This is a genomic window from Thalassospira sp. CH_XMU1458, from assembly GCF_037027205.1.
Lineage (GTDB): Bacteria > Pseudomonadota > Alphaproteobacteria > Rhodospirillales > Thalassospiraceae > Thalassospira > Thalassospira tepidiphila.
This window is the reverse complement of sequence record NZ_JAYMDW010000001.1, coordinates 1,532,764-1,555,397: the sequence shown is the minus strand read 5'-3', so window position 1 is coordinate 1,555,397 and position 22,634 is coordinate 1,532,764. Positions and strand designations below refer to the sequence as shown.

At 54.6% G+C, this 22,634-nt stretch carries 24 protein-coding genes; 15 read left to right on the top strand and 9 right to left on the bottom strand.

Annotated elements, in window-relative coordinates; all coding sequences use genetic code 11:
* Positions 1-81: 81 nt before the first annotated feature.
* Positions 82-624 (bottom strand): YHS domain-containing (seleno)protein, encoded by a 543-nt coding sequence (locus WBY09_RS06975; RefSeq protein WP_336232333.1) that lies wholly within the window; start codon positions 622-624, stop codon positions 82-84.
* Positions 625-849: 225 nt separating this feature from the next.
* Between WBY09_RS06975 and WBY09_RS06970 the strand changes: the two genes are divergently transcribed.
* Positions 850-1,233: a VOC family protein gene (locus tag WBY09_RS06970; protein ID WP_336232332.1), complete on the top strand. Its 384-nt coding sequence runs from the start codon at positions 850-852 to the stop codon at positions 1,231-1,233.
* Between the two features lie 19 nt (positions 1,234-1,252).
* On the opposite strand, the gene WBY09_RS06965 is transcribed toward WBY09_RS06970, so the two are convergent.
* The gene (locus WBY09_RS06965; protein ID WP_336232331.1) at positions 1,253-2,077 is read right to left on the bottom strand and encodes a carbon-nitrogen hydrolase family protein; all 825 of its coding nucleotides are present in this window, start codon (positions 2,075-2,077) and stop codon (positions 1,253-1,255) included.
* A gap of 21 nt (positions 2,078-2,098) precedes the next feature.
* Positions 2,099-2,233: a hypothetical protein gene (locus tag WBY09_RS06960; RefSeq protein WP_336232330.1), complete on the bottom strand. Its 135-nt coding sequence runs from the start codon at positions 2,231-2,233 to the stop codon at positions 2,099-2,101.
* 78 nt (positions 2,234-2,311) lie between these two features.
* Between WBY09_RS06960 and WBY09_RS06955 the strand changes: the two genes are divergently transcribed.
* Together WBY09_RS06955 and WBY09_RS06950 are read left to right on the top strand one after the other, a co-directional pair.
* The gene (locus WBY09_RS06955) at positions 2,312-2,971 is read left to right on the top strand and encodes a GntR family transcriptional regulator (RefSeq protein ID WP_008891707.1); all 660 of its coding nucleotides are present in this window, start codon (positions 2,312-2,314) and stop codon (positions 2,969-2,971) included.
* Between the two features lie 152 nt (positions 2,972-3,123).
* Positions 3,124-4,461 carry an NAD(P)H-dependent oxidoreductase gene (locus WBY09_RS06950; RefSeq protein ID WP_336232329.1) on the top strand — a complete coding sequence of 446 codons (1,338 nt, stop codon included), beginning with the start codon at positions 3,124-3,126 and terminating at the stop codon, positions 4,459-4,461.
* A gap of 85 nt (positions 4,462-4,546) precedes the next feature.
* On the opposite strand, the gene grxC is transcribed toward WBY09_RS06950, so the two are convergent.
* The 3 genes from grxC to WBY09_RS06935 all read right to left on the bottom strand — a co-directional run bounded on the left by grxC (position 4,547) and on the right by WBY09_RS06935 (position 6,669).
* Positions 4,547-4,804 (bottom strand): glutaredoxin 3, encoded by a 258-nt coding sequence (grxC, locus tag WBY09_RS06945; RefSeq protein WP_008891709.1) that lies wholly within the window; start codon positions 4,802-4,804, stop codon positions 4,547-4,549.
* A 125-nt stretch (positions 4,805-4,929) separates the two neighbouring features.
* Positions 4,930-5,697, bottom strand: coding sequence for a ComF family protein (locus WBY09_RS06940; RefSeq protein WP_336232327.1), 768 nt, complete (start codon positions 5,695-5,697; stop codon positions 4,930-4,932).
* Between the two features lie 60 nt (positions 5,698-5,757).
* Positions 5,758-6,669, bottom strand: coding sequence for a LysR substrate-binding domain-containing protein (locus WBY09_RS06935; RefSeq protein ID WP_336232326.1), 912 nt, complete (start codon positions 6,667-6,669; stop codon positions 5,758-5,760).
* Positions 6,670-6,800: 131 nt separating this feature from the next.
* Here WBY09_RS06935 and WBY09_RS06930 point away from each other — a divergent pair, with 131 nt between their 5' ends.
* The 3 genes from WBY09_RS06930 (at position 6,801) to WBY09_RS06920 (ending at position 10,632) form a co-directional block, all read left to right on the top strand.
* Entirely contained in the window at positions 6,801-7,418 is a 618-nt protein-coding gene (locus tag WBY09_RS06930; protein WP_336232324.1) for a glutathione S-transferase family protein, read from the top strand.
* Between the two features lie 111 nt (positions 7,419-7,529).
* The gene (locus WBY09_RS06925; protein WP_336232323.1) at positions 7,530-9,635 is read left to right on the top strand and encodes a pyridoxamine 5'-phosphate oxidase family protein; all 2,106 of its coding nucleotides are present in this window, start codon (positions 7,530-7,532) and stop codon (positions 9,633-9,635) included.
* Positions 9,636-9,732: 97 nt separating this feature from the next.
* Positions 9,733-10,632, top strand: coding sequence for a methyltransferase domain-containing protein (locus WBY09_RS06920; RefSeq protein ID WP_336232322.1), 900 nt, complete (start codon positions 9,733-9,735; stop codon positions 10,630-10,632).
* A gap of 18 nt (positions 10,633-10,650) precedes the next feature.
* Here the strand turns inward: WBY09_RS06920 and WBY09_RS06915 are convergent, their stop codons facing one another.
* A complete protein-coding gene (locus tag WBY09_RS06915) occupies positions 10,651-10,869 on the bottom strand; it encodes a DUF6500 family protein (protein WP_336232321.1) in 219 nt (72 codons plus the stop codon).
* A 126-nt stretch (positions 10,870-10,995) separates the two neighbouring features.
* On the opposite strand from WBY09_RS06915, the gene sfsA reads away from it, so the two are divergent.
* From sfsA to WBY09_RS06895, 4 genes are all read left to right on the top strand, one after another.
* The gene (gene sfsA / locus WBY09_RS06910; protein WP_336232320.1) at positions 10,996-11,709 is read left to right on the top strand and encodes a DNA/RNA nuclease SfsA; all 714 of its coding nucleotides are present in this window, start codon (positions 10,996-10,998) and stop codon (positions 11,707-11,709) included.
* A 122-nt stretch (positions 11,710-11,831) separates the two neighbouring features.
* Positions 11,832-12,638 carry a type I methionyl aminopeptidase gene (gene map, locus WBY09_RS06905; RefSeq protein WP_336232319.1) on the top strand — a complete coding sequence of 269 codons (807 nt, stop codon included), beginning with the start codon at positions 11,832-11,834 and terminating at the stop codon, positions 12,636-12,638.
* Between the two features lie 26 nt (positions 12,639-12,664).
* Positions 12,665-13,507 (top strand): RadC family protein, encoded by an 843-nt coding sequence (gene radC, locus WBY09_RS06900; protein ID WP_336232318.1) that lies wholly within the window; start codon positions 12,665-12,667, stop codon positions 13,505-13,507.
* A 37-nt stretch (positions 13,508-13,544) separates the two neighbouring features.
* A complete protein-coding gene (locus WBY09_RS06895) occupies positions 13,545-13,940 on the top strand; it encodes a VOC family protein (protein WP_197145515.1) in 396 nt (131 codons plus the stop codon).
* A gap of 170 nt (positions 13,941-14,110) precedes the next feature.
* Here WBY09_RS06895 and WBY09_RS06890 read toward each other — a convergent pair whose 3' ends face one another.
* Together WBY09_RS06890 and WBY09_RS06885 are read right to left on the bottom strand one after the other, a co-directional pair.
* Positions 14,111-14,974, bottom strand: a complete 864-nt coding sequence (locus tag WBY09_RS06890; RefSeq protein WP_252723959.1) for a MipA/OmpV family protein — start codon at positions 14,972-14,974, stop codon at positions 14,111-14,113.
* Positions 14,975-15,103: 129 nt separating this feature from the next.
* The gene (locus WBY09_RS06885; protein ID WP_197145516.1) at positions 15,104-16,318 is read right to left on the bottom strand and encodes an AraC family transcriptional regulator; all 1,215 of its coding nucleotides are present in this window, start codon (positions 16,316-16,318) and stop codon (positions 15,104-15,106) included.
* Positions 16,319-17,008: 690 nt separating this feature from the next.
* Here WBY09_RS06885 and WBY09_RS06880 point away from each other — a divergent pair.
* The 5 genes from WBY09_RS06880 to WBY09_RS06860 all read left to right on the top strand — a co-directional run bounded on the left by WBY09_RS06880 (position 17,009) and on the right by WBY09_RS06860 (position 22,557).
* Positions 17,009-18,643 carry a peptide ABC transporter substrate-binding protein gene (locus WBY09_RS06880; protein ID WP_197145517.1) on the top strand — a complete coding sequence of 545 codons (1,635 nt, stop codon included), beginning with the start codon at positions 17,009-17,011 and terminating at the stop codon, positions 18,641-18,643.
* Positions 18,644-18,721: 78 nt separating this feature from the next.
* Positions 18,722-19,645: an oligopeptide ABC transporter permease OppB gene (gene oppB, locus WBY09_RS06875; RefSeq protein ID WP_197145518.1), complete on the top strand. Its 924-nt coding sequence runs from the start codon at positions 18,722-18,724 to the stop codon at positions 19,643-19,645.
* A gap of 2 nt (positions 19,646-19,647) precedes the next feature.
* Positions 19,648-20,553: an oligopeptide ABC transporter permease OppC gene (gene oppC, locus WBY09_RS06870; protein WP_197145519.1), complete on the top strand. Its 906-nt coding sequence runs from the start codon at positions 19,648-19,650 to the stop codon at positions 20,551-20,553.
* Positions 20,554-20,572: 19 nt separating this feature from the next.
* Positions 20,573-21,547, top strand: a complete 975-nt coding sequence (locus tag WBY09_RS06865; protein ID WP_197145520.1) for an ABC transporter ATP-binding protein — start codon at positions 20,573-20,575, stop codon at positions 21,545-21,547.
* A complete protein-coding gene (locus WBY09_RS06860) occupies positions 21,544-22,557 on the top strand; it encodes an ABC transporter ATP-binding protein (RefSeq protein ID WP_197145521.1) in 1,014 nt (337 codons plus the stop codon). Before WBY09_RS06865 ends, WBY09_RS06860 begins: the two co-directional genes overlap by 4 nt.
* The last annotated feature ends 77 nt before the right edge of the window (positions 22,558-22,634 follow it).

Genomic DNA, 22,634 nt, shown 5'->3' with positions numbered 1-22,634 from the left:
TCCCCTGCGTCACTGTCCTGAAATGCAAAACGCACCGGCCAGTTTGCCGGTGCGTTTTTGTTTGTCTGCGCGCCCCCAATATTACTTGATCGGGGCTGCCATATCATAGGTGCCGTCATTATCTGAAATTGCCATCCAGCTTTTGTCCGACGCGGACTTGCTTTCAAGATCGGTCCAGTTGCCTTTGGCGGCACTGATGTTGCCTGAAATATCTTCGTTCCAGAAACCAACGACGGCGGGGGTGATATTCAGATAAAGCTTCCCGTCGACGATCCGCCACAGGTTCGGGTTGGCCGGCACCTTGCCGCCCTTTACAACCCCGTATGCACAATGCCCGTCAAAGGCCGGCGCGTATTTCGCCGGATCGGCCATAAACATGTCTCGGTTTTCCTCGGACGCAAATGCCCAGGTCGCGCCGTTATATTCGGCGGTAATGTCGGCCCGGCCCGGAACGGCATGGGGCTGCATCATGCCGACATCCTTTTGCGGCAAATTGAAATAGGCCACCGCGTCATAGCCGCTGATCGCAAAGCCGGTTTCATCGACATATTGCTCGCCCGCAAAGGCGGCACCCGACAGGCCAAAAACAAATGCCGAACCGATCAAAAACTTTTTGAACATCATCCCTGTTCCTCCGTTTGAAAATCCCTGATGAACCGAGTTTGCCCGGGAAGGGCTTCAAAGCGAAATGACGTTGCGACACTGTTTCGTGAGATCGCGTGAACCTATGAAAAACCGGTCTGTGCTTCCTATATCAATCAAAGAGAATTACCCCTTGACCTTAACTATAGTTGAGGAATTACCAAGAAGGGAAATCGGAAAACAGACACACCAAAACAAGGATAAGCCATGACTGCTGCATTTCTTGAACACGTGAATTTTACGGTCGCCGATCCGGCGAAAACCGCCCGGAACCTGCATAACTGGTTTGGCTGGCACACCCGCTGGCATGGGGAAGCCATCCATGGCGGGCTGTCCTATCATGTTGGCAATGACACAAGTTATGTCGCGATCTACGCCCTTGGCACACCAAAGGACGGCCAGGATAACTCCTATGCCACCATTGGTGGGCTGAACCATATCGGGATTGTCGTCGATGACCTTGATGCGACCGAGGCAAAGATCAAGGCCGACGGCATCGAAACCTTCAACCATGCCGATTACGAACCCGGTCGCCGGTTCTATTTCCGTGATGAAAACGGCATTGAATTCGAAGTGGTCAGCTACACCTGACCACTTCGGTCAAAGATGATTAGCAGGGTTTATATTCCCGATCATTGCCAAGTGATGGCACCATCCGGCGAATTTCATCAACGCGCGTCAGATCAATCTCGGCGGTGATGAAACCCGGATCGGTGCCACCATCGGCCAAAACCTGTCCCCACGGATCAATGATCAGGGAATGACCAAATGTCTGGCGGTCGCCCGGATGATCACCGCACTGGGCTGCCGCAATCACAAAGCAGCCGTTTTCAATCGCACGCGCCTTCAAAAGCGTATGCCAGTGCGCCTGTCCGGTGGTGCGGGTAAAGGCCGCCGGGATGCTCAGGATCTTTGCCCCCGCCTTGGCGTAATCGCGAAACAGATGCGGGAACCGCACGTCATAACAGATCGATATCCCGACCTTGCCAAATTCGGTTTCGGCTAGTCGGGCCGCATTGCCGGGCCGGAATGTTTTGCTTTCGCGGTAACTTTCGCCATTGGCCAGATCGACGTCAAACATGTGGATCTTGTCATAGGACGTGATGACCTTGCCATCCGTACCAATCACAAAGCACCGGTTCGCAACACGATCTTCATCGGGCACTTTGACATGCAGCGATCCGACAATCAGGGTGGATTTCAATTCATCGGCCAGGTCGCAAAAGAAAACCAGACCGGGATGCTCATTCTCGGGAAAGGCAGCGGCACGGACATTTTCGCCGCCAAACGACATCATCGACACGTTTTCAGGAAAGGCGATCAATCTGGCCCCGGCAGCACTGGCGTCGCGGGCATAGGTGGCCGCCCGTGCAAGGTTATCAGACATCACATCGCGCGAATTGACCTGCACGCAGGCCGCAATGAAACGAGTCATGACGCAGTCTCCTTTTTATCATTATCCGTCTTTATGATGCGGCTCATCCCAGCCTGCCGCAATAGACAATTGGGATAGCGCAGCGGCGAACGGGGCCCGTAAAAAGACCTCCGCCTTAGCCGACACATTGCGCATTTCCGCATCAATAACCGACATCACGCACATCCTAAATTCAGTCTTTTCATCCCCGAAATTAGTGTATACAGTATTCCGTACACCTAACGAGGATCGAAGATGGAACCTCTTTCCGGCCGAAAAAGTCTGACTGACGAAGTGCATGACCGTTTGGTTGATGCCTTGTGTTCCGGTGCTCTCCCTCCCGGGACACCTTTGCGTCAGGAAGCTATTGCCGAGGAACTCAATGTCTCGCGGCAACCAGTGTTGCAAGCTCTGGGGTTGCTGCGTCGTGATGGACTGGTCGAACCGATGGGACGGCGCGGATATCGCGTTGCGCCTGTCGACAGCGACCTTGTCCGTCACGTTTATGACCTGAGAGAAGCATTTGACGGGCTTGCTGCCCGTCTTGCTGCTGAAACCAAGGCACCGGATCGGGAATCGGCTTTGCGGGCTGCCATTATACAGGGACACCACGCTCTGGGCAGCGGCGACACCGCAAACCTTGTTGCAGCCGACGTCGCATTCCATCAAACGATCTACCGTTTGTCGGGTAACCCCCTGTTGCCCGAAGCATCAGCCGCAGTCTGGCTTCAGATCAGACGCGTGATGCATGCCTACCTGCAGATCGGGTACCCCCGTGATCCGATCTGGACGGAACATCAGGCCATCGCCGATGCAATCTGTGTCGGCGATGGTCCTCTTGCCGAAAAACTGGCGCGCGATCATGGGCGCAATGCACGTGATCGCCTGATTTCCCGAATGGAAAAGCCAAGCTGACCTTCCCCTCGCTGCCACCAACAGCCCGCCTTTTCCTCGACCCTCGCACCACCAATCCTCATCGACTTCAAAAAATCTGCCAATGACCCGTCCGCGTCGCCAAAGGCAGAACCATATAAGAACGACAAGTTTCCTGTCTGGGAGGAACGCCAATGAACCTTGATACAAAGCTCCGTAAACGGGCTGATGAAGGCAACCCTGTCCGGGTTGGCATTATCGGTGCTGGCAAGTTCGGATCGATGTTTTTAAGTCAGGCCGGCCATCATCCGGGCTATCACGTTCTGGGTATTGCCGATCTTAGCATTGATCGTACCAAGGCCGCCCTGCGCCGTGTCGGATGGTCCGATGACCAGTTTGCGGCAAAGGACGCTGCATCGGCCTATCGCGACGGCACCACATGGCTGACCGAGGATGCAGATGCCCTGATTGCCGCCGACGGGCTTGAAGTCATCATTGATGCCACCGGAAACCCCGCCGCCGGTATACGCTTTGCGCTTAAGGCCATCGAACATGGCCGCCATATCGTCATGGTCAATGTCGAGGCCGATGTGCTTGCCGGGCCACTTCTTGCCAAACGGGCCGAGGCCGCCGGTCTTGTCTATTCCATGGCCTATGGCGATCAACCGGCGCTGATTTCGGAAATGGTTGATTGGGCGCGTGCGATTGGTCTGCCGGTAACGTGTGCTGGCAAGGGCACCAAATACCTTCCGATCTATCACCATGTCACGCCCGATGATGTCTGGCATCACTATGGCCTGACACCCGAACAGGCGCAGGCCGGCGGCATGAACCCGCAAATTTTCAACAGCTTCCTGGATGGCACCAAATCGGCCATTGAAATGGCGGCCGTGTCCAATGCCTGTGATCTTGTGCCACAGGATTGCGGATTGCAGTTCCCGGCCTGCGGGGTGGATGATTTGCCCCGACTGCTTTGTCCGCGCGAAAGTGGTGGCATACTGGATCGCAAAGGCACGGTCGAGGTGGTTTCAAGCCTTGAACGCGACACCCGCCCGGTGTTCCGCGATCTGCGCTGGGGCGTTTATGTGACCTTTGAGGCCCCCAGCGAATATGTCGCGCGCTGCTTTAACGAATATGGCCTTCTGACCGATCCAAGTGGACAATATTCGACCATGTATAAGCCCTATCACCTGATCGGGTTGGAACTTGGCATTTCGGTGGCGTCCGCCGCCCTGCGCGGGGAAGCCACCGGCACATCACGCGCATGGTCGGGCGACGCGGTTGCCACCGCCAAACGTGATCTTAAACCCGGTGAAATGCTGGATGGCGAGGGCGGATATACGGTTTATGGCAAACTGATGCCTGCCCTGACGTCAAAGTCGCGCAATGCCCTTCCGATCGGGCTTGCGCATCATTTGAAAATCAAACGACCTGTCGCCATGGATCAAACCCTGACCTGGGACGATGTCGAATTTGACGCCAAGGACCCGGCAATTGCCTTCCGCAAGGAAATGGAAACCACCTTCGGCTAACATCAAAATCATCAGACAAATAAAAACCCCGACCAAACTGGCCGGGGTTTTTTATGACTATTGCCGTTAATCAGCCGATTGGCGATCAGGCAGACAGCTTGGCTTCGAGCTTATCAGCAGCTTCCAGCGCCATCAGCTCGTCACAGCCGCCAATATGTTCGTCATTGATGAAGATCTGCGGCACGGTGTGACGGCCATTGGCACGGTCCATCATTTCCTTTTTGCGACGCGGTTCCATCATCACATCGATCAGCTGGTATTTGGCACCCTTTTCCTCAAGCAGCTTACGCGCACGCTTGCAATACGGGCACCATTCGGTGGCATAGACTTCAACTTTTGCCATGAGGCAGTCATCCTTTCTTTGGCAACCGATCATCGCGAATGCCCCGGATTATCGGGTCCACTGCGTCTGATACGGTGCGGAATTTCAGTCAGATGACGGCTATATAACAGAAATCTTGCAGCGCGTCATCGCACGACACGTGCAACCGTGATCACAGATACGTGCATAACGCCTGATTGCTTTAACGCCCGAACACAGGCATTGGCCGTCGCCCCGGTGGTCAGAACATCGTCAACCAACACCACCCGCGCCCCGGCAAGATTACGTTTCTCAGCGCGGGCTTCTTCGACAACAAATGCCCCGCCAACTTCGCGTTTGCGCGAAGATGGCCCAAGCCCGCCAAGGCTTCTTGTATTGCGCTGACGGGCCAAAACCAGCCCATCCCAGGGCACGCCTGTCATGCGCGAAAGCTTTGCCGCCAAAAGGCCCGACTGGTTATAGCGCCGTTTCAAAAGCCGTCTTCGATGCAACGGCACTGGCACGATCAGATCGGCCTGATCCCAGATCCCCCTGCCCGCCTGATAGATCCAGCGCGCAAGAAGCGGCGTCAGGTCACCGCGATCCGCATGCTTGAACCGCAACAGGTATTCGCGGCTGTGATCATCATACACCAGCGCCGCCCGTGCCTGATCAAAGGCCGGTTTCTTTTGGAGACAATTGCCACACAAAATCTGTCCGGCTTCATCCGGATCACTGCTGATGTTAGCGCTATCATCAAGTTCGAACGGATAGCCACAACAGGTACATTGCGGGGCCGTGATAAACCTTAAACCCGCCCAACACTCCGCACAGACCGCATGGGTGGTATCGGTCACATCGCCACAGCCCCCGCACCGCGGTGGTAAAATGGCGTTAACGCCCATGGTTGAGACGGTGCGGACCCATTCGATCATCTGCGATGCTACCCACGATCACCTTGAAGAACCGGCAGCATAACACACGCAAGGATTGAATTAGCCAAAATCAAATAACGGATTTTTCCGTAAGGTGTCCGCCGCCAGATCAATAAACGCCCTGACCTTTGCCGGGGCATGGCGGCCCTCGGGATGGACCAGATGGATTGGCACCGGATCGGGATCATAATCGCCAAGCACGGCCACCAATCGCCCATCCGCAAGATAGGGGGCCGCCTGATAGGACAGCATGCGCACAATTCCCCAACCATCGAGGGCGGCATTTCGTGCGGCCTCAATCGAATTGGTTTGCCATCTGGCATCCGGGGAAAAGCCGATCTTGCGCCCACCATCCGGGGATCTGAATTGCCAATCAAGCCGCGCGGACGATCCGGTGGTGGCAATGAGGCGATGGGCACCAAGATCAGCGGGTGTTTGCGGCGTTCCAAATCTCGCAATGTAATCCGGAGATGCGCAAAGGATCTGGCTGACCTCTCCGACCCGCACGGCCGTTAATGATGAGTCGGCCAGATCGCCGATGCGCACGGCAAGGTCGATGCCTTCCTCGACAATATTGACGATGCGATCAAACAGCAAAAGACGTGCGTGCATGTCGGGATATTCATCCAGATACGCGCCAACAATCGGTGCCACATGCATCTGGCCGAACTGAACCGGGGCGGTGATGGTCAGCATCCCGCTTGGTTTGGCATAGGCCCCGCCGGCGGCGGCTTCGACTTCTTTCAGGTCGGCCAGTAATCTTTTGCAATCTGCATAATACCGTGCACCGGGCTCTGTCACCGTGACCGACCGGGTCGTCCGCGTCAGAAGGCGTGCGCCTGTCACATCCTCCAGATACGCGACCGCGCGGGTGACCGCAGGTGGACTTTGACGCAATGCGCGGGCAGCGGCGGCGAAGCTGCGCGCCTCGACCACATGCACAAACACATTCATTGCTTCGAAACGGTCCATCTTGCGCCCCGTGATTATTCCACTTAACGGAATACTAAATTTCCAAATAACGGAATTCCATCATTAAATAGAAATAATCACAATATCCTCCGTTTTCGCCCCATGCGAACCAGTAACTCGGAGGATGTTTTATGAAATTGCATTATTTCGCGCTGTCGGGACACGCCCATCGCGCCCACCTTTTCCTTAGCCTGCTTGGCATTGATCACGAACTGGTTCATGTCGACATGGTCAATGGCGAACATAAATCCCCGGAATTCCTTAAACTGAACCCGTTCGGGCAGGTTCCCGTGCTTGAAGATGGCGACCTTGTTATCGCGGATTCCATCGCAATCATGGTCTATGCTGCCAAAAAGGTCGGCGCGACCAACTGGCTCCCCGAAGATGCGGCAGATCTGGCACAGGTTCAGCGTTGGCTTTCGGTTGCTGCGGGTGAAATTGCCTACGGCCCGTGTGCAGCACGTCTGTTGACGTTGTTTGGTGCCAAGTTTGATGCAAACGATGTCATTGCCCGTGCGCATGGCGTGCTGAAACTGATCGATGATCGCCTGTCAAACCGCGACTGGATTGCGCTTCATCATCCGACCGCCGCCGATATCGCACTTTACAGCTACATCGCCAACGCCCCCGAAGGCAATGTCGCGCTTGATCCCTACACGCATGTCCTTGCATGGCTCAAACGTATTGAAGCACTGCCGGGGTTTGTCCCGTTTGAAACGTCGTCGGTCGGTCTTCGGGCGGCTTCGTGATGATGTGGGCCGGTCGTTGATCCCTGCGTAACGCGCAAGAACTTCAAACGCACCGGCCCCACCGGATTTGCCCCGCCTCGATACCGTCTTTCCAATGGACAGGAGCACGAGATGAACACGGCCAACACCGCAACATCCACACCAGTTATGCTGCCAAAAGACAGTGAGGCCTGGCACCAAGGTGAAATCGAGATGCAGGAACGCGTCGGTGTGCGCCAACAAATGGCGGATGTCGGCAAACGGGTTCTGCGTGATCACCTGATCGATCAACATCGCCAGTTTTATCCGCAACTGCCCTTTGCCGTGTTCGGAACTGTCGACGAGAACGATGATGTCTGGGCAACATTGCGCGCCAATCATCCCGGGTTCCTGTCGGCATCTGATCCCTATCACCTGTCCGTCAATTTGCCACTCGATGCCGATGACCCTGCCGATGCCGGGATGGGCGACGGCAAACCGATTGGCATGATCGGCATCGAATTGCATACGCGTCGCCGCAACCGGTTGAATGGACGCATTACCGCACAGACTGGTACGAAATTTGACATTCGGGTCGGGCACAGCTTTGGCAACTGCCCGCAATATATCCGTCTGCGCGATTTCGAATTTGTCCGCGACCCGATGTCTGCACCGACATCCAAACCCGAAATATCCGGCGAACTTGATGAACGGGCGCGAAACCTGATTGCACAGGCCGATACCTTTTTCGTTGCGACCTATGTTGATCGTGACGGCGGGCATCGCGAAGTTGATGCATCCCATCGTGGTGGCAAACCGGGCTTTGTTCATGTGGATACCGATGGCACCCTGACTATTCCTGATTTCGCCGGAAACCAGTTTTTCAATACGCTGGGCAATATCCTGTGCAATCCCAAGGCAGGTCTTGTCTTTACCGATTTTGCGACCGGTGATGTCTTGCAAATTACCGGTGATGCAGAAGTCATCACCGAAGGCCCGGAAATCAGTGCTTTCAAGGGTGCCGAACGGCTGTGGCGTGTTTTCCCGCGCAAATCAGTCTGGCGGGCATCGGCATTGCCAATCCGCTGGCGCCCGCAGGAAGAGGGCATGTCCCCCAACAGCCTTCTGACCGGGGATTGGGAAAGTGCCGAGAAGAAGCTTGCCGCGATGAGCGCCGCGCAAAAATGGCGCTCGTTCAAAGTGGTGCGGATGACAGAAGAGAACCATCTGATCAAATCCTTCCACCTCGAACCGGCTGATCAGGGTGGCTTGGTATCGTTTAACCCCGGTCAGCATTTGCCAATCCGGGTGAACGTGGCGGGCCATGACAAACCGTTGATCCGAACCTATACACTTTCCAGCGCACCGTCGGATGCGCACTATCGGATCAGTGTCAAACGCGAAGGCATGGTATCCGGCCATCTTCATGACAACTTGAATGTTGGCGATACGCTTGAGGCACGCGCCCCTGCTGGTGATTTTTCCCTGCTGCCGGATATCAAACGGCCGATGGTTTTAATGGCAGGTGGGATTGGCATCACGCCGATGATGTCGATGATGCGCCATGCGGTTTACGAGGGATTACGCACACGCAATTTCCGCCAGATCTGGCTGTTTTATGTAGCACGGAGCCTTGCTGACCGTGCCTTTGATGCGGAAATTGTCGAACTGGTCAAAGCCGCCCAGGGCAACATCCGTATCATCCGGGTTCTTGGTGATCCCGATGGCGCAACACCGCGCAAGGATTACGAGGCATCGGGTTATATCGACATGAACTTGTTGCGGGCCGTTTTGCCGTTTGATGATTTTGACTTCTACCTGTGCGGCCCGCCCCCCTTCATGCAAGGTCTTTATGACGGGCTGCGCGGGCTGAACATCGCCGACAAGCGCATTCACGCAGAGGCATTTGGCCCCGCATCATTAACCCGCAGCCGGGACAGCGATGACGACGTTCCCGAATTGCCCAGCGCAAGCAGCAAGGCCACCAAGGTCGTATTTGCCCAATCAAACCAGTCGGCCGTCTGGCAACCGGATGCAAACAAGACGTTGCTCGAACTGGCCGAGGATGCCGGTCTCACGCCGGAGGCAAGTTGTCGGGGTGGGAATTGCGGCACATGTCGCACCAAAATCACCCAGGGCAGCGTGACCTATAAAAACCGGCCCAGCGCAAAAGTCGGCGCAGACGAAGCGTTGATCTGTTGTGCTGTCCCTGCTGAACCGGAAGATGGCGAACCAACGCCACTGGTTCTGTCGATATAGGCTGAATGGATTTCTGGTTCTTCGATTGCAAGGGCGGGATCAAAGCTCTATCTAGATCGTAACTTTCACAACGATTTTAGCCGGAGCTTCCCGCCCCATGGCCGATCCGATCACCGTCTTTGATCGAGACATCCTGAAACTGCGCCGCGACCGTGCGGCTACCAAGGCTCAGGACTATAACTTCCTGTTTGCTGAAACGGCCGAACGCCTTGCCGATCGCCTTGATGACACCACGCGCACATTTCCGCTGGCGGTAGATCTTGGCTGTCACAGCGGCGAATTAGGCCAAATCATTGGCACACGCGGTGGCATCGAAACGCTGTATCAAAGCGACATTTCGCGGGGCTATGCCACGGCCGCACAGGCCAATAACGGCAAAGGCACGCTGGTCGCGGACGAGGAATTCCTGCCCTTTGCCGAAGGATCGCTTGATCTGATCCTGTCCAACCTGTCGCTTCATTGGGTCAATGACCTGCCCGGTATGTTGCTTCAAGCACGCCGCGCCCTAAAACCCGACGGGTTACTTCTGGCTTGCTTGCTGGGTGGCGAGACGCTTAAGGACTTGCGCGAAGCCCTGATGACGGCGGAGGCCGAGGAAGAAGGTGGTGTATCACCGCGTGTATCGCCCTTTGTCGACGTCAAGGATGCCGGCGCACTTTTGCAGCGCAGTGGCTTTGCCCTGCCGGTGGTCGATGCCGATGATATCTATATCGACTATCCCGATGCGCTGAAACTGATGCGCGATCTTTCGGGGATGGGTGAAAGCAACCTGATTGCCAAACGGTCCAAGAAATTCACCAAACGCAGCACCCTTGCCCGGGCAGCAGCACTTTATCACGAACGCCATGCGCGACCTGATGGCCGCATCCATGCCAAGTTTCAGGTGATCTATCTAACCGCCTGGGCACCCGATGAAAGCCAGCCCAAACCGCTGCGCCGTGGAACGGGTCAGGTCAGCCTGGTTGATTTTTTGGGTGATGACGCGAAAAAGCAATAAAGCCGGATCAAGCCGGGATCACCTCCCGGCTGAGACCATCTCGCGGATGTTGGTCGCCTTTTCAAAGTGATCAAGCTCGTGGGTTTTGATCCACCAGGTGGCGGCCTCCATCAGTGTTTCCGGGTCGTTATTGCGATTGGCAAAGAACGCATAGAATGAAAGGCCGACATCCGGCCCCTTTTGCGCGATTTTCTTGTCGCAAACAGCAATGATTTTATCGCGCAGGCTTTGACGCATGATGGCTCCGTGAAAGGATTGTGGCTGCAAGGGGTTGATGTATGACCTGTTTGCCGCGAAATTGGCAGCCTGATACCGCCCGTCACATGACAGTTTCTGTCAGGACAGATTTGCGAAAGATTTGACATGCAGCTCCCAAGCCCCCTGATCCACGGCAAGCTGATCAAACGTTACAAACGGTTTCTCGCCGATGTTGAGCTCGACAGTGGTGAAGTCATTACCGCCCATTGCGCCAATCCGGGCGGGATGATCGGGCTGAAGGAGCCGGGAATTGATGTCTGGCTGTCGCAATCAGACAATCCGAAGCGCAAATTGAAATACAGTTGGGAGCTTTGCCAGATCGGCGATGCGTGGGTCGGCATCAATACCGCGCACCCGAATGCCATTGTCGAGGAAGCGATCCTTGCCGGGAAAATTCCCGAACTGGCGGGCTATGAAAGCCTCAAGCGCGAGGTCAAATACGGCAAAAATTCGCGGATCGACATATTGCTGTCTGATCCAAAGCGCGGTCTTTGTTATGTCGAGGTCAAGAACGTCCATCTTAAACGTGACCAGGATGTTCCGGGCCTTGCAGAATTCCCCGATGCCGTCACCGCACGCGGGGCAAAGCATCTGGATGAAATGGCCGATATGGTTGCCGAAGGCCATCGGGCGGTGATGTTTTATCTGATCCAGCGCACCGATTGTGACCGTTTCACTCTGGCGACCGACATCGACCCGCATTACGGTGAACGGTTCAAGGCTGCGCGTGCCAACGGGGTTGAGGCGATTTCCTATGATTGCGCAATTGATACCAGTGCAGTCACTGTGCGAAACGCGCTTCCGATTACCGGATTATAAGCGCACAGCCAAGCATCCAAGCCCGCGCATATCAGCCAATCCTTGCCAATTATGGCGTCTGGCTTTATGTCATTGGGCTATAAAACAGATACATACCTAGCCGAGCTTAAGGAGATTTTCGGGTGGCGAACGGAACAGTTAAAATTCACGGCCCCGAAGCATTTGAAGGCATGCGCGCCGCTGGCAAGCTGGCAGCAGAAGTGCTTGATATGATTACCCCGCATGTGGTTCCGGGTGTCACGACGGGCGAACTGGATCGCCTGTGCGATGAATATATCCGCGATCACAATGCGATCTCGGCCTGCCTTGGCTATCGCGGTTTTCCGAAATCGACCTGTACCTCAATCAACCATGTGGTCTGCCATGGTATTCCAGGCGACAAGAAACTCGCCAATGGCGACATCATGAACATTGATGTCACGGTCATCCTTGATGGCTGGTATGGCGATACATCGCGCATGTATATTGCCGGCACGCCCAAAGTCATGGCGCAGCGTCTTGTCGATGTGACCTATGAAGCGCTTTGGCGCGGTATTAATGCCGTCAAACCGGGGGCGACCCTTGGCGATATCGGCCATGCCATTCAGTCCTATGCCGAAAGCGAGCGTTTTTCGGTGGTGCGCGATTTCTGCGGTCACGGGCTTGGTCAAGTATTCCATGATGCGCCAAATATCCTGCATTACGGCAAGCCGGGCGAAGGTCTGGTGCTTGAGCCCGGCATGATCTTTACGATTGAGCCGATGATCAATCAGGGCACCTATGCGTGTAAAATTTTGCCCGATGGCTGGACAGCCGTGACGCGAGACCGCAAACTGTCTGCACAGTTTGAACATTCGCTCGGCGTGACGGATGACGGGTTTGAAATCTTTACCCGATCCCCGGCCGGTCTGGAAAAGCCGCCCTACAACCTCGACAAGACCGCCGAGTAACGGGCACCTAACAAGGGGAAGCAGATTTGAGCGAAAAACAGGATCGCAAAGCTGCTTCCACTCCTGCCCAACAGACCTCATCAGAAATCGATGATGGCACGCGGGTCTTTTTCGATCAGGCCCGCACAGCGCATGCATCAGGCACGCTTGGCGCATTCGGCACCGACGCACTGGACGCCGAAAAATCCAAATCCGCAAAACCCCATTATCACGGGCATCGCCAACGGCTGCGGGATCGGTTTATCAAGGGTGGTGCGACCGCCCTTGCCGATTACGAGTTGCTTGAACTGATGCTGTGCATGGCAATGCCGCGGGGCGACGTCAAACCACTGGCAAAATCGCTGATCGCGCAATTTGGCAGCTTTGCCAATGTTCTGGCCGCCCGTCCCGAAGACCTCAAAACCGCCAAAGGCCTTGGGGATGCGGGGATTGCCGCCATCAAGATTGCCGAAGCCTGCGCGCTCCACCTATCACGCGAACGGGCGATGGAATTGCCGGTGATCGCCAGTTGGGAACAGCTTATTGATTATTGCCGGGCCCGGATCGGGCATCTTAAGAACGAGGAACTGCATCTGCTGTTTCTTGATCGCAAGAACCGGCTGATCGCCGATGAATGCCATCAACACGGCACGGTCGATCACACGCCGGTTTATCCGCGCGAAGTCATCAAGCGCGCGCTTGAACTGCATGCCTCCGCCCTTATTCTGGTGCACAACCATCCAAGCGGCGATGCCACCCCGTCAAAGGGTGACATCGACATGACCCGCAAGATTGTTGATGCCGCCAAAGCAATGGACATCACCGTGCATGATCACATCATCATCAGCCGTGCCGGATATAATTCCTTTAAGACGCTTGGCCTGATATAGCTGCCATCCCTGATCCATTTCCCACCACGAAATAGCCATGCCCCATATCGGTTTGTTCGCCCTTGTCGTGCGCGACTATGACGAAGCCATCGCATTTTACACCGAAAAAGTCGGCTTTGAGTTGATTGAAGATACCGACATGGGCTGCGGGAAACGGTGGGTGGTGGTCTCCCCGAAGGGAGCTAGTGAAACACGTGTTTTGCTGGCGAAAGCAGGCAATGACGACCAAGTCAGCGCGATTGGCAATCAAACCGGCGGTCGGGTTGGCTTTTTCCTGAACACAGATGACTTTGAGCGCGATCACAAATGCATGGTTGATGCAGGGGTTCGTTTTCTTGAAGCTCCCCGCGATGAGCCCTATGGCATGGTCGCCGTGTTTGAGGACCTCTATGGCAACAAATGGGATTTGCTGCAACTGAAGGTATCAGGGTGAAACTGGCTGCTATCCCGATACCCGTCATCGATCAGGAACAAAGTCGCGCAAAGAGGTAACGGACCGGCAGTTGGTTGCAATAGTGGGGGATGCCGGTCCGTCTCGTCGGCAAAGCCTGATTGCTTGCCGACAAGTTCGAGGTAAGATGATGACAGGGAGACGGTTCAGGGTCAGAAGGTGTAGACCAGCACCAGACCAGCACTGAGCACATAGTCCTCATCAATGATCGGACTGTCAGTATATTCGTCGAGCAGGAATTTAACGTCAGTGGTCCCGACGACGGCAAAACTTTCGGTCACCGGATAGGTCACACTGAAATCAAGATGCGGGATAAAGGTGGCGTCGGGGGAATAGAAGCCACGATCACTGCGCACTTCATTGCGACGTACGCCGACGTTGTAATCAACCAGGTCTTCGCTTTGCCAGGTCACACCACCGCCGACATTGAAGCTGAACTTTTCGTATTCGGTTGGCAGGTAATAAGCAACATCCACCTCATGCCCGCCATGAGCATTGTTGAGATCAGTCTGATAGCTTGCCTGAAGCTCGCCGTGCCAAACACGCAGCGATCCGCCGATACCGGCTTCGTATGCCATATCGCGTTTTTCAAGCCCGTTCAGATAGCTTGAGTCACCCGGATCAAATGGCTCCATCCGAAGGCCACCAATGATCGAAACGCTGGCAAAGTCATTCATCCAGACTTTGGCATCAATGCCGTCAATACCGATACGAAGACGTTCGGCATCGTAGGCCAATACCGGAAGCGCGTCTAAATCTGTACTATCGGCCCCGCGATAGGGATTGCTGCTGATCTGGCCGAAGGCACCGATCTGCCAATCGCCGCCAAGCCAGGGTTTAAGTGGGTCTTCGGTCTGCGGATTTACCTGTTCGCGGATGATTTCCCTTTGTCCAGGCGTTGCAGTCTGGGCGTGTGCGCTGCTGGCAAGCATGATGATGATGGCTGCCGTACAGATGCCAAGTCCGCCCAGCACCATTGCATCCCCCAAACGACGAGAACAAAAATGCGATACCATAATGTCTAAACATCCCAATTGTGTTGTTGATGTCGCGACATTGCCCGAGCGTGCCAAAGAAGGCGTCCGGTTTTATAGCCTTGTACTTACAATCCGTGCCAAACAGGTACGAATGCGCATTCATACGCCTTAACTATTTGATTTTGCGAAATTGTTCTGACGATAGTTACTTGGTGTATGACCGGTGATTTTCTTGAACGCCTGATTGAAGGTCGATTTCGAATTGAAGCCGACCTCGGTTGCGATATCTAGGATCGTGCGATTTGGTTCCTCGATCAGCAGGCGAGAAGCCTCGTCAACCCGGACTTCATTAACGAAATCAAAGAAGCTTTTGCCCAGATGCTGGTTCAAGACAAAGGAAAGCTGGTTGGGCGTCGCCCCGACAGCAGAAGCCAGTTTCGGCATGGTGAGCAATGGATCAAGCATCACATTGCGGTCTGCAACGATCCTTGCAAGGCGGGTGCGAATACGGTCGATGCCGGGGTCATCAACAATTGCACGCAACAACGGGGGCTGCTGGGTGTCCGGCCCTTGGCCGGTTTCCTGACGTTCAGGCAGATTGTCCTGGGCACCGTCTTCGGTTTCCGCTTGCACAAAGATCGCCGGGTTCTGCGCAATAACCTGACACATGCGGAAGAACACAACCACAAACCCCACCTTGACACCAAGCGACAGCCATTCCGCGTGAAAGACAAACAGATCCAGCAAATTGGTCAAGGTGAAGACGGTAAACAACACCGTCATCCCGACAAGAAGTTCGATAATCCAGCGACGCATTCGTTCACTGTCGGCTTGGAGTTGCCAATTGGCTTGTCGCAAATAACGCCGCGCGAGCCGCCATATCCCAGCCATGTAACCGACAAACGACACGCAAAACAGGATGACAATCGCCAGGAGAACCAAATTGGCAAGCCCTTGCGATGAAAACGCAATCTGCAACCCGACATCACGCACATGATCCTGATTGGCGACCATCCGCGTACTTTTTAGGTAAACCATAAGCCCGATCGCTGCAGTCACCGGGATTAATACCAGAAAATGCCGGTAGGGCCGGGAAACCGGATTGCCGGAAACTTCCCGAAAATACAAATATATCGACGGTATAAAGGCAAAAAAGAATGGCGCAAAAACCGGCACAAGATACAGGTTCACTATCGGACTGATGAACGGGTCGAACGTATCGTCGATAAAACTCATACCGACCGAAAATCCGAACACCATGAGCCAGCGATTGGCGCGAAAAGAACGCTTGCCTTCGTCCATCAACAGGACAATCAGGAAAATCGCCTGCGATACGCCAAGAACCGAAACGATCAGAAAAAGAATGTCGAATGTTTCAATCATTCCTGCGCCTTCAGTGGCGGTTTCTGTTGGTGGGATATGCTTGGCCGAGCAGAACGCAAGGGCCGCAACGAACTCTACGGAAATACGCGACTATCAGGCACGCTGCAACCAAGACTTACTTGAAGGGCCTCAGCAAGATGGATGCAGGCACTGCGATCAAAACAACCCGATTTATGCAATATCGCCTTGATCGCACTGTTCTTCACGCACTTATTTTCACCCATATTCTTGATAGGTTCCACGCGTTCGTAAAATTGCAATCAGATCGCCACCGGGTCTGCAAAAGAGTTCCCTTTCAAATATCTGCTGTTTTAAAATCCGTCCTGTGACCGCCATATGGGCCGGGTTTCTTGCGATTCGGTCGCATCTTGTGATGTGCGAGACGGTCGAATGGGAACGGTGTCAGCACAGACCACCACTTTTGCGCGATCATCCACTGAAACCATATCATCCTGGCGGTTTTCGGACGATCGGTGTTAAGAACGCCAAACGCCGTAATAAATTCGACATAAATCCCCATATGCACAACAATTAACGATTGAAAACGTTTTCCCGCGCAAGCATTAATCTATCTGCCCCGTTGTGTAGAATCTACCTTGCAGTAAGCGCATACCCGGATCAGTATTTTCACGTACGTACTTTCTGGGAGGTACGTAACGAAAAATCAAAATGACAAGGGAGACATTTTAGATGTCAGACAACGCGATGACTGCAAAAGGTCTCGTGAACGGGTTGCTAAAATCCTCACGTGCTTTTGTCTTGGGTACCGCCTTGATTGCCGGATCGATGACGATGTTGTCGACCAGCCAGGCGCAGGCCGAAAAGATCCTGCGAATTGGTAACGACGGCGAACCGCAGTCAATGGATCCGCATTTCATCTCTACCGTTCAGACCAGCCGTATCTCCGATGATATGTCGCTGGGCCTTCTGACATATGGCCCGGATGGCCAACCGGTTCCCGGTGCAGCCGAAAGCTGGACCGTCTCTGAAGACGGAATGACTTACACCTTCAAAATCCGCGACCATAACTGGTCGGATGGCACCCCGGTGACGGCACAGGACTTTATCGCCGGCTGGGAACGTCTTCTTGATCCGGCACTGGGTGCGGAATACGCATCCCTGCTTTACATCATCGAAGGTGCTGAGGAAGTTAACACTGGCAAGGATGGCGCGAAACTCGCAGCCAAGGCCATTGATGACCATACCCTCGAAGTCAAACTGACCGCACCTGCCCCCTATTTCCTGGCACAGCTGACCCACCAGACCGCTTTCGCCATTCCGCGTCATGTCGTTGAAAAATACGGCAAGGATTGGGTAAAGCCGGAAAATATCGTTGTGAACGGCGCTTACAAACTTGTCGAATGGGTGCCAAACGTTCACACCAAACTGGTCAAGAACGAAGAATTCTATGACGCCGCAAACGTTCCGATCGACGAGGTGATCTATTACACCTACGAAGACCGCACGGCGATGCAGAACCGTTTCCGTGCCGAAGAGCTGGACGTTGCGCGCGACATCGCATCCGAACAGATTTCCTGGCTGCGTGACAATTTGGCCGACAGCCTGCGCATCGCGCCCTATGCTGGCATTTATTATTACGCGATCCGCACCGACAAAGAGAAATTCCAGGATCCGAACGTCCGCAAGGCACTGTCGCTTGCGATCAACCGCGAAGCAATCACCGACGCGGTTCTGAAAACCGGCGAACTTCCGGCTTATTCCTTTGTTCCGCCGGGAACCGGTAACTATACCGAGCCTGCATATGTTTCCTGGAAAGACCTTTCGTATGGTGACAAGGTCGCCGAAGCCAAGAAACTGATGGAAGCAGTCGGTTATACCGCTGAAAACCCGCTTAAATTCACGCTGCGTTACAACACATCTGAAAACCACAAACGCATCGCGATTGCGGTACAGAACATGTGGAAACAGATCGGCGTCGATGCAGAGCTGTTTAACACCGAAGGTAAAATCCACTATGCCGACCTGAAAGTCGGTGACTTTGAAGTCGCCCGTGCTGGCTGGATTGCCGATTACAACGACGCGCAGAACTTCCTGTTCCTCGGCGAGGAACGCACCGGCCCGCTGAACTATGCAGCATTTGATAACCCGCGCTACAACGAATTGATGCTGGCTGCCGAGAATGAAGGCGACCTGAAAAAGCGTGCAGAACTGATGCATAGCGCAGAAGCCATCATGATGGAGGCACAGCCCTACATCCCGATTTACTACTATGTCTCGAAACAGCTGGTCTCACCAAAGATCAAGGGCTGGATCGATAATGCCCCGGATCGTCACCTGACCCGCTGGCTCGACATCGCCGAGTAAATCCTGCCTTCGTGTCGCAGGCTGTGTGGTGTTCCTCCCGCCCGCAGCCTGTGACCACCCCGACGGGGATGAGAGAAAATGTTATCTTACGCCATTCGGCGCCTGCTGATCGCGATCCCGACATTGTTCATCGTGATCACAGTCGCCTTCTTCATGATGCGTATCGCACCGGGCGGCCCGTTCGATCAGGAACGCGCATTGCCGCCGGAAATCGAAAAGAACATCAAGGCTGCCTATGACCTTGATAAGCCGCTGGTCGAACAATACGCGATCTATATCGGCAAGCTTTTCCGAGGCGATTTCGGACCATCAATTAAAATCCGCGACTTTTCGGTTGCCGAACTGATCATGGCAGGTGCCCCTGCCTCGATGCAGCTGGGCTTGAGTGCGATTGCCATTGCGCTTGTGTTTGGCGTCGCGTTTGGCACCTATGCCGCCATTCGACAAAACAGCGCGGTTGATTTCGTTGTCATGGGTGTCGCGATGATCGGCATCGCCATTCCGAACTTTGTCATGGCGCCGTTATTATCGCTGGTATTTGGGCTTTATCTGTCGATCCTGCCGACCGCTGGCTGGGGGGATGGGGAACTTGAATACAAAATCCTTCCGATCATCGCACTTGCCCTGCCCCAGATTGCCTATATCGCACGTCTGACCCGCGGATCGATGGTCGAGGTTCTGCATTCGAATTACATCCGAACCGCACGTGCCAAGGGCCTTCGCGAGACGCTTGTCGTCAATCGCCACGCCATCAAGGGCGCGCTGTTACCGGTTGTTTCCTATCTTGGTCCGGCAACGGCGGCCGTCATGACCGGCTCGGTCGTGATCGAAAGCATCTTTGGCGTGCCCGGTATCGGCACCTATTTCATCAAGGCAGCGCTGAACCGCGACTACCCGCTCGTGATGGGGGTGGTGATTGTCTATGCGGTGATGATCATTCTGCTGAATTTCCTGGTCGACATGATTTACGGCCTTCTTGATCCCAAACTGAAGTCACGCTGATAATGAATAAATCTGAAAAAACAGCTCTGCTGCAATCAGCCGGCGCGGCCGAAGAAATCGAAGGTCGCAGCCTGTGGCGCGATGCCCGTATCCGGTTGTTCCGCAACAAGGCGGCTGTCGCCTCAATGATCATTCTGGGCATTATTACGTTACTCGCGATCTTTGCCCCGCTTCTGAGCCCCTATGCCTATGACCAGATCGACTGGGGCTATATCCAGGAAGGTCCGAACTGGGAAAACGGCCATATCTTTGGCACCGATGGCAATGGCCGCGATCTGTTTATCCGGGTGCTTTATGGCGCGCGTGTATCACTTGCGGTCGGGCTTCTGGCTACCACGGTTTCGCTGATCATCGGCGTTACGTACGGCGCAGTTGCCGGATATTTCGGCGGCAAGATCGACAGCATCATGATGCGGTTTGTCGATGTGCTTTATTCCCTGCCCTTCATGTTCTTTGTCATCATGTTGATGGTGGTGTTTGGCCGAAACATCTTCCTGATCTTTGTCGCCCTTGGCGCGGTTGAATGGTTGACCATGGCCCGTATTGTCCGCGGTCAGACATTGTCGTTACGTCGGCGCGAATTTATCGAAGCGGCCCACGCAACCGGTGTTTCGAACTTCAAGATCATTTTCCGCCACATCATTCCCAACGTGCTGGGCCCGGTCATTGTCTATATGACGCTGACCATTCCGCAAGTCATCCTGACCGAGAGCTTCCTGTCCTTCCTTGGACTGGGCGTACAAGAGCCGCTGACAAGTTGGGGCGTTCTGATTTCCGAAGGGGCCAAGGTGATCGAGGCATCAACATGGATGCTGATCTATCCGGCTGTGTTCCTGGCACTCACCCTGTTCTGTTTTAACTTCATCGGTGACGGTCTGCGCGATGCGCTTGATCCGAAAGACAGGTAAGGGAGGACAAGGAAAAACCATGACCACAAATCATATTCTGACTGTCGAAAACCTGACCACGCGCTTTCAGACCCCGGATGGCGAGGTCGAGGCCGTCAATAACGTCAATTTCCACATTGATCCGGGCGAGACGCTTGGTGTTGTCGGGGAGTCCGGATCCGGCAAGACACAGATTTTCCTGTCGCTGATGGGATTGCTTGCCAAAAACGGCGCATCCACCGGTTCGGTCCGATACAAGGACAAGGAAATCCTCAATCTGCAGACCCGCGAATTGAACAAAATTCGCGGTGTGTCGATGTCGATGATCTTTCAGGATCCGATGACATCACTGAACCCGTTTCTGAAAATCTCCCGGCAGATGACGGAAGTTCTGGTCGAACATCGTGGCATGTCGGAAAGCGATGCCTTGGCGCGCGCAATCACCATGCTTGATCGTGTCGGAATTCCCGGCGCGGCCCAGCGCGTTCACATGTATCCGCATGAGTTTTCCGGCGGCATGCGCCAACGCGTCATGATCGCCATGGCGCTGTTATGTGACCCGGAAGTTCTGATTGCCGATGAACCAACCACCGCCCTTGATGTAACGGTACAGGCACAGATCCTTGATCTGTTGCGCGATCTGCAAACAGACTTCAACACAGCCACCGTGATGATCACCCATGATCTGGGCGTGGTGGCGGGTCTTTGTGACCGGGTGATGGTGATGTATGGCGGGCGTGTTGTCGAAACCGGATCGGTCCGCGACATCTATTACGACAGTCATCATCCCTATACCGAAGGCCTTTTGAAATCGATGCCACGGATTGATCGCGCCGATGAAGAAAGCCTGTTTGCCATTCCCGGCCAGCCGCCCAACTTGCAGAACCTTCCAAAAGGCTGCGCCTATCAGGAACGTTGCGAATATGTGTTTGATCGCTGCTGTGCGGAACGCCCGCTTTTGAGGGAATTTGGCAATGGCCGGGCCAGCGCCTGTTTCCGGGAGGATGACAAATGAGCGTGATGAACAATTCCGCAAAAAAAGACGCTTCACCGATCCTGTCGGTCCGCGATCTCAAGGTTCATTTCCCGATCCCATCCAAGGGCCTGTTTGCGCCTGACCGGCAGCTCAAGGCCGTGGATGGCGTCAATTTCGATCTTTATCCCGGCGAGACACTTGGTATTGTCGGGGAGTCCGGCTGTGGCAAATCCACGCTTGGCCGTGCGATCCTGCAATTGATCCCACCAACCGATGGCCAGGTTGCCTGGCTCGGCAAGAACATTGTCGGTGCCCCACATCGTGACATGCAGCCATTGCGTCGGGACCTGCAGATCATTTTTCAGGATCCGTTGGCCAGCCTGAACCCGCGCATGACGATTGGCGAAATCATTGCCGAACCGCTGGTCACCCATAAGCCGGAACTCGGCAAGGAAGAAATCAAGGCACGGGTCAAACGCATGATGGCGCGCGTTGGCCTGCTGCCGCAAATGATCAACCGGTATCCGCATGAGTTTTCCGGTGGCCAGTGCCAGCGCATCGGCATTGCGCGTGCAATGATCCTGGAACCCAAACTGATTGTCTGTGACGAGCCGGTCTCAGCGCTTGATGTTTCCATTCAGGCCCAGATCGTCAATCTGTTGCAGGAATTGCAGCGTGAATTTGACTTGTCACTGATTTTCATCAGCCATGACCTGTCGATTGTCCGCCACATCTGTCACCGCATCATGGTGCTGTATCTGGGTAATGTCGCCGAACTTGCAGACCGTGACAGCATCTATGCCGCACCACGACACCCCTATACCAAGGCCCTGATTTCTGCCGTTCCAATCCCCGATCCCGAGATCGAACGCAATAAGGAACGCATTGTTCTGACCGGTGATTTGCCAAGCCCGCTGTCACCACCATCAGGATGCGTGTTCCGGACCCGCTGCCCATTTGCCAAGAATAAATGCGCACAGGAGCCACCGGTACTGGAACGCGTTTCAGACAGTCAGGAAGTCGCATGTCACTTCCATGACAGCATCTAGTTCAACAACAGCCTCCCAAGAAACTGCACCCGAACTTTTAAGACCGCCCTTGTGGCGGTCTTTTTTTGATCCGTGCG

Bases quoted from the DNA above. Each gene is read 5' to 3' on its own strand.
- WBY09_RS06915 (WP_336232321.1), bottom strand. From the start codon at position 10,869: ATGCGTCAAAGCCTGCGCGATAAAATCATTGCTGTTTGCGACAAGAAA.
- WBY09_RS06885 (WP_197145516.1), bottom strand. From the start codon at position 16,318: ATGATTGAAACATTCGACATTCTTTTTCTGATCGTTTCGGTTCTTGGC.
- WBY09_RS06925 (WP_336232323.1), top strand. From the start codon at position 7,530: ATGAACACGGCCAACACCGCAACATCCACACCAGTTATGCTGCCAAAA.
- WBY09_RS06965 (WP_336232331.1), bottom strand. From the start codon at position 2,077: ATGACTCGTTTCATTGCGGCCTGCGTGCAGGTCAATTCGCGCGATGTG.
- WBY09_RS06920 (WP_336232322.1), top strand. From the start codon at position 9,733: ATGGCCGATCCGATCACCGTCTTTGATCGAGACATCCTGAAACTGCGC.
- WBY09_RS06940 (WP_336232327.1), bottom strand. From the start codon at position 5,697: ATGATCGAATGGGTCCGCACCGTCTCAACCATGGGCGTTAACGCCATT.
- WBY09_RS06890 (WP_252723959.1), bottom strand. From the start codon at position 14,974: ATGGTATCGCATTTTTGTTCTCGTCGTTTGGGGGATGCAATGGTGCTG.
- WBY09_RS06975 (WP_336232333.1), bottom strand. From the start codon at position 624: ATGATGTTCAAAAAGTTTTTGATCGGTTCGGCATTTGTTTTTGGCCTG.
- WBY09_RS06880 (WP_197145517.1), top strand. From the start codon at position 17,009: ATGTCAGACAACGCGATGACTGCAAAAGGTCTCGTGAACGGGTTGCTA.
- WBY09_RS06950 (WP_336232329.1), top strand. From the start codon at position 3,124: ATGAACCTTGATACAAAGCTCCGTAAACGGGCTGATGAAGGCAACCCT.
- sfsA (WP_336232320.1), top strand. From the start codon at position 10,996: ATGCAGCTCCCAAGCCCCCTGATCCACGGCAAGCTGATCAAACGTTAC.
- WBY09_RS06960 (WP_336232330.1), bottom strand. From the start codon at position 2,233: ATGTCGGTTATTGATGCGGAAATGCGCAATGTGTCGGCTAAGGCGGAG.
- WBY09_RS06930 (WP_336232324.1), top strand. From the start codon at position 6,801: ATGAAATTGCATTATTTCGCGCTGTCGGGACACGCCCATCGCGCCCAC.
- oppC (WP_197145519.1), top strand. From the start codon at position 19,648: ATGAATAAATCTGAAAAAACAGCTCTGCTGCAATCAGCCGGCGCGGCC.
- WBY09_RS06860 (WP_197145521.1), top strand. From the start codon at position 21,544: ATGAGCGTGATGAACAATTCCGCAAAAAAAGACGCTTCACCGATCCTG.
- WBY09_RS06970 (WP_336232332.1), top strand. From the start codon at position 850: ATGACTGCTGCATTTCTTGAACACGTGAATTTTACGGTCGCCGATCCG.
- WBY09_RS06955 (WP_008891707.1), top strand. From the start codon at position 2,312: ATGGAACCTCTTTCCGGCCGAAAAAGTCTGACTGACGAAGTGCATGAC.
- oppB (WP_197145518.1), top strand. From the start codon at position 18,722: ATGTTATCTTACGCCATTCGGCGCCTGCTGATCGCGATCCCGACATTG.
- WBY09_RS06895 (WP_197145515.1), top strand. From the start codon at position 13,545: ATGCCCCATATCGGTTTGTTCGCCCTTGTCGTGCGCGACTATGACGAA.
- grxC (WP_008891709.1), bottom strand. From the start codon at position 4,804: ATGGCAAAAGTTGAAGTCTATGCCACCGAATGGTGCCCGTATTGCAAG.
- WBY09_RS06935 (WP_336232326.1), bottom strand. From the start codon at position 6,669: ATGGACCGTTTCGAAGCAATGAATGTGTTTGTGCATGTGGTCGAGGCG.
- WBY09_RS06865 (WP_197145520.1), top strand. From the start codon at position 20,573: ATGACCACAAATCATATTCTGACTGTCGAAAACCTGACCACGCGCTTT.